This is a genomic window from Alteromonas sp. AMM-1, from assembly GCF_047290655.1.
Lineage (GTDB): Bacteria > Pseudomonadota > Gammaproteobacteria > Enterobacterales > Alteromonadaceae > Alteromonas > Alteromonas mangrovi.
This window is the reverse complement of record NZ_JBLBUE010000154.1, coordinates 1-8,124: the sequence shown is the minus strand read 5'-3', so window position 1 is coordinate 8,124 and position 8,124 is coordinate 1. Positions and strand designations below refer to the sequence as shown.

Below are 8,124 nucleotides of genomic sequence, written 5' to 3'. Positions count from 1 at the left end.
TACCACACGGCGTTGGTTATTTTCTGTCTCAAAACTCACGTCAAGACCGGAAGCCAACGGCACTATGGCGGCTTCGTCGTCAATAGGTAGATCGTGATGCATGGCGGCAACCGCCAAAACCCGGTAAATCGCACCGCTGTCGAGCAAATGCCAATTCAATTTTTCTGCCAATAAAGCGCTTAAGGTCCCTTTCCCGGCACCACTCGGGCCATCTACCGTTACTACGGGTGTTGGATGCATACCTGCTCCAGTTATTTAAATTTTTGTTAATGGATTGTCGAAATCGGCCGCAATTATACGCGTGTCAGTCGAATTGGCAATGATACAAGTCAATAATGCTCCGACCTGTTTGATTTTCATTGTCATATTCTTACTGAGAAAGTGCAGGATATTGCCATGAGAGGAAATTCATGCTCACTGCGCTACAGCCAGTGAGCATGATAAAAATGAAATCTGACTTAACGATGACAGATTGTGGCAAATCGCGTGAAATAATCAGGAAATGTTTTGGCAGTACAGCCCGGATCATTAATGGTTACTGGCGTATCACTTAAACTCACCAGCGAAAAACACATAGCAATGCGGTGGTCGTTATAAGTATCGATTTCAGCATGCTGCAGTTCAGGGGCAGGTGTAACGCGAATATAATCGTGTCCTTCTTCTACATCCACGCCCAATTTGCGCAATTCTGTTGCCATGGCATTTAGCCGGTCGGTTTCTTTTACCCGCCAGTTATAAATATTGCGAATACACGTATCGCCCTCGGCAAACAATGCTGCAACCGCGATTGTCATGGCGGCATCCGGTATGTGATTCATGTCCATGTCAACACCGTGTAACGGCGCGCCGTGGATCACCACACAATCGTCGAACCATTCCACTTTGGCACCCATTGCTTCGAGCACGTCCGCAAAACGGATATCGCCCTGAATGCTTTGTTTGCCAATCCCGGTTACTTTTACTGTGCCACCTTTAATCGCCCCTGCTGCTAAAAAATACGATGCAGATGACGCGTCACCTTCAACCAAAAAACGCTCAGGCGCAATGTATTGCTGACCGGCATTAATGGTAAAGTGCTGATAATTGTGATTGTCAACCTGTACGCCAAACTTAGCCATTGTATCCAGGGTAATGTCTATATAAGGCTTAGACACTAAATCACCCTTAATACTAATAGTCGTGTCTTCCTTAAATAAAGGCGCTGCCATTAAGAGAGCCGTTAAGAATTGACTGGATACACTGCCATCTACCGATAATTTACCACCCTGCAGCGTTTTTCCTGCAATGTGTAACGGCGGGTAACCCGGGTTTTTCAGGTAAGTAATGTCCGCGCCCGCCTCTACCAGAGCATCAACTAAATCGCCAATCGGGCGCTCTTCCATGCGAGGCTCACCGGTAAGTGTTACGTTCACAGTGGAAGCGGCCAGTGCGGCACACAGAGGACGCATGGCAGTACCTGCGTTACCCAAAAACAGTTCTAACGGTGCTTCATGATTAAACGCGCCACCCAGACCCTGCACGGTACACTCTGTTTTGCACTCGCTTAAAGAATAACTTACACCAAGCTGCGTCAGTGCATTTAACATATGCCGAATGTCGTCGCTGTCGAGCAAATTAGTCAGGGTAGTCGTACCCTTTGCCAATGCAGCTAACAGTAAGGCCCGATTCGATAAACTTTTCGAGCCGGGTACATTCACTTCACCGTTTACGGTGGTTACAGGCGATAACGTTAATTGCGCTACTGTCATGCGTAATGCTCCTCGAACTCACGCATAAATTTCACCAACGCTTCCACACCTTCTACCGGCATTGCATTGTATATACTGGCGCGCATTCCACCCACTGAGCGGTGACCTTTCAGTGCCATCAAACCCGCTTCCTTAGACTTTTCAAGAAACACTTTATCCAGCGCAGGGTCGGCCAGATGGAAAGGCACATTCATAATTGAACGGTTATCCGGATGAACGTTGTTGCGATAGAACGACGAATCATCAATAGCGGTATACAGTAAGTCAGCTTTATGCTGATTGACACTGGCCATGGCTTCAACACCACCCTGCTCTTTTAACCACTGGAACACCAGACCAGCCAGGTACCATGAAAATGTAGGCGGCGTGTTGTACATGGAGTCACTGTTTGCCATTAACGCATAATCAAAAATCGATGGCGTACTCTGACGAGCCTTACCAATCAGATCATCACGAACAATGACCAGCGACAAACCAGACGGGCCAATATTCTTCTGAGCACCGGCATAAATTACACCGTATTTGCTTACATCAATTGGCTTAGAAAGGATGTTTGATGACATATCGGCTACCAGCGGCACCTTGCCTGCGTCTGGCAACCAGTCAAATGCAATACCATCAACCGTTTCGTTGGGGCAGAAATGCAAATACGCTGCTGATTGGTCGATATCTGCCAACGCGGGTTTAGGCACGGTTTGAAAACCGTTGTGCTCAACCACTTCACCAATGACTTTGGCCTGGTTGTACTTTTCCGCTTCTTCCACGGCACCACGAGACCATGAGCCACTGACAAGATGCAGTGATGTATCGTTACTGGACGACAGGTTCAACGGTACTGCGGCAAACTGACCTCGCCCACCACCCTGTAAAAACAGTACTTTGTAGTTGTCTGGCACACTAAGCAAGTCGCGAAGATCCTGCTCAGCCTGAGCAGCGATTTCAATAAAATCAGCACCGCGGTGACTGACTTCCATGACTGAGCAACCGCTGTCACGCCAGTTAGTGAATTCTTGTTGTGCTTTGGTCATTACCGCTGCTGGCAGCATGGCTGGACCGGCACTGAAATTAAATACTTGTTTCATGAGCTTTCTTAAACACTGTTATGGACGTTTGGTATTTTACCTGGGTGATTAAACACTTACTGTGAAATACATACATCCCTGACGGCTAAAAAAACAAGCGGCACACAGCCGCTTGTTCACCATTTATATTCCTGTTAAATCAGGATTTATTCGTCTGTCGCAGGCTCATTATTATCACCGTCTGTTGCGGTGTTTGTGGTCTCCAGTGCTTCACCATTTTCGTCAAGCTCTGGCAGAACTTCCTCAACTTCATCAATGCGCTGTAACGCCACTACATGTTCGTCATCAGCGGTGCGAATCAGTCTTACGCCCTGTGTATTCCGACCTACCGTTGATACTTCGCTCACGCGGGTACGCACCAGTGTACCTGCATCGCTAATCAACATAATTTCGTCGTTTTCCTGCACCTGAACTGCACCAACAACCTTGCCGTTGCGTTCAGACACTTTTATTGACACTACGCCCTGTGTCGCACGGCTCTTCGCAGGATAATCAGCAAGCGGTGTGCGCTTGCCGTAACCATTTTCAGTGGCCGTCAGGATGGCGCCATCACCATTAGGTACAATCAGTGATACCACTTTCTGGCCTTCCTGAAGCTTGATACCACGAACGCCTGTAGCGGTGCGTCCCATTGGACGTAATGCGTACAGCTCTTCACCGGTTTCTGGATCAAGTTTCACTTCGCCGGTTTCTGAATCACGCAGTTTTTCGTTGAAACGAACCACTTTACCTTCATCAGAGAACAACATGATGTCGTCATCACCGTGGGTGATCGCCACGCCAATCAGTTCATCACCATCATTCAGGTTTACCGCAATAATACCGTTACTACGCGGACGTGAATACTGGGTCAGGCTGGTTTTCTTCACTAAACCATTGGCCGTTGCCATCAAAACAAACTTGTCTTCTTCAAATTCTTTAATTGGCAGAATAGCAGTAATACGCTCATTATCTTCCAACGGCAGAATATTCACTATGGGTCGACCACGGGCATTACGGCTGGCCAGCGGTAACTGATACACTTTCAACCAGTACAAACGGCCTCGGGTTGAGAAACACAGTATATGATCGTGGGTGTTGGCAACCAGTAGTTTTTCAATGAAATCTTCGTCTTTCATCTTAGTGGCAGATTTGCCTTTACCACCGCGACGCTGTGCTTCGTATTCAGTCAGCTTCTGATACTTCACATAACCTTCATGAGACAAGGTAACTACCACGTCCTCCTGCTCAATCAGATCTTCGATGTCGATGTCATGGCTGGCCGCAGTGATTTCCGTACGGCGCTGATCGCCAAATTCTTCACGGATCTTCTCAAGCTCTTCACGAATTACTTCCATCAAACGTTCAGGGCTACCCAGAATGTGCAGCAATTCTGCAATCAGTTCCAACAGCTGTTTGTATTCGTCCAGGATCTTTTCGTGTTCAAGTCCGGTCAGTTTGTGTAAACGTAAATCAAGAATAGCCTGGGCTTGTTGTTCAGTAAGATAATACTGACCATCGCGAATACCGAATTCCGGTGCTAACCAGTCCGGACGGGCCGCGTCATTGCCTGCGCGTTGCAGCATTTCGGCTACGTCGCCCAATTCCCAACCTTGTGAAATCAGGCCTTTCTTCGCATCGGCCGGGCTGGACGACGCTTTAATAAGGTCGATTACCGGATCGATATTAGCCAGCGCAATCGCCAAACCTTCAAGGATGTGTGCACGCTCTCTGGCCTTGCGTAATTCAAATACCGTACGGCGTGTTACCACTTCACGGCGATGAAGAATAAAGGCTTCCAGTATTTGCTTTAAGTTAAATACTTTGGGCTGACCGTTATCCAGCGCCACCATGTTAATACCGAATACAGTTTGCAACTGTGTATTGGCATATAAATGGTTAAGTAATACTTCGGCAGATTCGTTGCGCTTTACTTCTATTACAATGCGCATTCCGTCTTTATCAGACTCGTCACGCAATGCAGAAACGCCTTCGATGCGCTTTTCTTTTACCAGTTCGGCGATCTTTTCAATTAATCGCGCTTTGTTAACCTGGTAGGGAATTTCGTGAACGATAATGGTTTCTTTACCGTTACTTTCAGTTTCGATTTCAGCACGGGCACGCAGGTAAATTTTACCGCGACCGGTGCGGTAGGCGTCGTCTATTCCTTTGCGGCCACTGATCATTGCAGCAGTGGGGAAATCCGGGCCTGGAATGTATTCCATTAACTGTTCAATACCCAGAGTTGGGTCTTCAATTAACGCAATACAGCCGTTGATAACTTCAGTGAGGTTATGAGGCGGAATGTTAGTGGCCATACCAACCGCGATACCCGACGAACCATTAACCAACAGGTTGGGTACTTTGGTAGGCAATACGGCAGGTATTTGTTCTGTACCATCGTAGTTAGGGACAAAATCCACGGTTTCTTTTTCAAGATCGGCCAGCAATTCATGGGCAATTTTGGCCATGCGCACTTCGGTATAACGCATTGCAGCAGCGGAGTCACCGTCTACCGAACCGAAGTTACCCTGGCCGTCTACCAGCATGTATCTCAACGAGAAAGGCTGCGCCATACGAACGATTGTGTCGTAAACAGCAGAATCACCATGCGGGTGGTACTTACCTATAACGTCACCTACTACACGAGCGGATTTTTTATAAGGCTTGTTAAAATCGTTCTTGAGTTCGTTCATGGCAAACAGCACACGGCGGTGTACTGGTTTTAAACCATCTCTTACGTCAGGCAGCGCTCGCCCAACTATAACGCTCATCGCATAGTCTAGATACGATGTTTTGAGCTCTTCCTCAATGTTAATCGGGAGAATTTCTTTGGCGTTATCAGTCATAAACTGCTTGGTCCCTTATTATAAGTTTCTCGTGGCTGGACGGTAATGCGGCGCCCTTGCGCCATATTTCCCTTCCGGCACGCATTTGGGGTCTCTTGATTAACCAACGAGTCTACCACCCAAAACAGCATTTATGTAGTGATTAATGGCATGGATCGCAGCAAAACGCCTCGAGCGAACATTTTTTGTGCAATTACAAGGCGGCATTGAAATTTAGCCGTGAAGCAACCTTGAATATAAGGTAATGTGCGAACCAACATAGGTTATTTATATGGACTAAACAGACGCATGCCGGTTACTCAAAACGTTGACCAGACTGAAATCGATAAATTCTCAGAAATTGCAGAACGATGGTGGGATCCCGAAGGTGAATTTAAGCCGTTACACACCATCAATCCACTTCGTCTCTCTTATATAGAAGCAGAATGTGATGGTTTGTTTGGCAAACAAATACTGGATGTCGGTTGTGGTGGAGGCATTCTCGCAGAGTCACTGGCTGCACGGGGTGCAACGGTAACAGGTTTAGACATGGCTGAAGCTTCGCTGGAAATTGCCCGGCTACACGGTCTTGAGTCGGGTATTAGTGTGGATTATCACTGCGTCAGCGCAGAAGCGTTTGCCGCTGAACACGCCGGTAGCTTTGACGTTGTAACCTGTATGGAGATGCTGGAACACGTACCAGACCCGGCCTCAGTTGTTCAGGCATGTACCCAATTGGTAAAACCTGGTGGCCACGTCTTTTTTTCTACCCTTAACCGCAATATCAAGTCGTACCTGCTGGGAATTGTAGCGGCTGAATATGTGTTGCAGTGGGTGCCCAAAGGAACACACCAGTATCAGCGCTTTATGAAACCTTCTGAATTGATGAAGATTGCCGATCAGGCTGGCTTGATCCCGCGATCCACTACAGGCATTCACTACGATCTGTTTAATCAGCAGTTCCTGTTATCAAATAAAAACATAGATGTAAACTATATCATTCATTGTGAAAAGCCTATCGCCTAACACAATATATAGTGCTATGAAATACCCCATAGCACTATATAGCGGTTTTTTATAAGAGCGCCATTTCTAGAGAAAAATATTTTAAGGCGATCAAAAAAAAACAAAAATGCTTGCATTTATACAAATATTGCCAAGGTAAACGATAAACAGTTAGTCAATACTAACCTGATAATGAGTTGTGTTTGATCGGCGAATTAAGCACCAGATATTGGGTTGCATTAAAGCCAAAACCTCACTATCTTGTGGTTATCCGCTCTTAGTCCAGCTTCAGTTCAGTTGAACATTTGTTTACCTGATCGTCCGGATCATTTGTGGATCGGCAGGATCGTGCAGTGTTCCTTCCGTATGGAAAGCATTTAAAACAATAATTGGGCAATGCATCACCTGCCCCCGCGACAAGCGCTAACAGACAAACGGCCAGTAAAAATGAATAACAATTTATCTGTCACCAAACGCAACGGTGAGAAAGAGCCCATTGATCTAGACAAAATTCATAAAGTCATCACTTGGGCAGCAAAAGGTCTGAAAAACGTTTCTGTTTCACAGGTTGAAATTAAAGCACACATTCAATTCTACGACGGTATTAAAACCGCCGAAATTCACGAAACCCTGATCAAATCTGCCGCTGATTTAATCTCTACCGACGCACCGGACTATCAATATCTGGCAGCCCGTTTGGCCATCTTCCATTTGCGTAAAAAAGCGTTTGGTCAATTTGAGCCGCCGGCCCTGTTCAATCACGTGGCCCGCATGGTAGACATGGGTAAGTACGACCAGCATCTTCTGCAAGACTACTCGCCAGAAGAATTTGCGGAAATGGATTCGTATATTGACCATTGGCGCGACATGAACTTCAGTTATGCTGCGGTTAAGCAACTGGAAGGAAAATACCTGGTTCAGAACCGCGTTTCCGGTGAGATTTATGAAAGCGCTCAGTTCCTGTACATTTTGGTAGCAGCTTGTCTGTTTGCTAACTACCCAAAATCTACACGTCTTGATTACGTTCGCCGCTTTTATGATGCATCGTCAACGTTCAAGATTTCATTACCAACACCAATTATGGCGGGAGTACGCACTCCAACGCGTCAGTTTAGTTCCTGTGTGTTAATTGAAACGGGTGACAGCCTGGACTCAATTAACGCCACGGCTAGCGCCATTGTTAAATATGTAAGCCAACGTGCCGGTATTGGTGTGAATGCAGGCCGTATCCGTGCGCTGGGCAGTCCAATTCGCGGTGGTGAAGCTTTCCACACGGGTTGTATTCCATTTTACAAATACTTTCAGACAGCGGTTAAAAGTTGCTCGCAAGGTGGTGTGCGCGGTGGTGCTGCTACCCTTTTCTATCCTTTGTGGCACCTGGAAATCGAATCCCTGTTGGTACTGAAGAATAACCGTGGTGTAGAAGAAAACCGCGTACGTCATCTGGACTATGGTGTGCAGTTTAACAAGCTGATGTATCAG

6 protein-coding genes are annotated in these 8,124 nt (G+C 46.7%); 2 read left to right on the top strand and 4 right to left on the bottom strand.

The annotated features are described in order from the left end of the window. The 4 genes from ACLR2L_RS16835 to gyrA all read right to left on the bottom strand — a co-directional run. A partial coding sequence (locus ACLR2L_RS16835) for a (d)CMP kinase (protein ID WP_413369742.1) occupies positions 1-240 on the bottom strand: 240 nt, incomplete at its 3' end. 218 nt (positions 241-458) lie between these two features. Further along, positions 459-1,748 carry a 3-phosphoshikimate 1-carboxyvinyltransferase gene (aroA, locus tag ACLR2L_RS16830; RefSeq protein WP_413369740.1) on the bottom strand — a complete coding sequence of 430 codons (1,290 nt, stop codon included), beginning with the start codon at positions 1,746-1,748 and terminating at the stop codon, positions 459-461. Continuing rightward, a complete protein-coding gene (gene serC / locus ACLR2L_RS16825) occupies positions 1,745-2,830 on the bottom strand; it encodes a 3-phosphoserine/phosphohydroxythreonine transaminase (RefSeq protein ID WP_140957273.1) in 1,086 nt (361 codons plus the stop codon). Before serC ends, aroA begins: the two co-directional genes overlap by 4 nt. Before the next feature lie 146 nt (positions 2,831-2,976). Further along, positions 2,977-5,658: a DNA topoisomerase (ATP-hydrolyzing) subunit A gene (gyrA, locus tag ACLR2L_RS16820; RefSeq protein ID WP_413369738.1), complete on the bottom strand. Its 2,682-nt coding sequence runs from the start codon at positions 5,656-5,658 to the stop codon at positions 2,977-2,979. Positions 5,659-5,946: 288 nt separating this feature from the next. Here gyrA and ubiG point away from each other — a divergent pair, with 288 nt between their 5' ends. After that, positions 5,947-6,663, top strand: coding sequence for a bifunctional 2-polyprenyl-6-hydroxyphenol methylase/3-demethylubiquinol 3-O-methyltransferase UbiG (gene ubiG / locus ACLR2L_RS16815; protein ID WP_413369736.1), 717 nt, complete (start codon positions 5,947-5,949; stop codon positions 6,661-6,663). A 426-nt stretch (positions 6,664-7,089) separates the two neighbouring features. Further along, a partial coding sequence (locus tag ACLR2L_RS16810) for an ATP cone domain-containing protein (RefSeq protein ID WP_413369734.1) occupies positions 7,090-8,124 on the top strand: 1,035 nt, incomplete at its 3' end.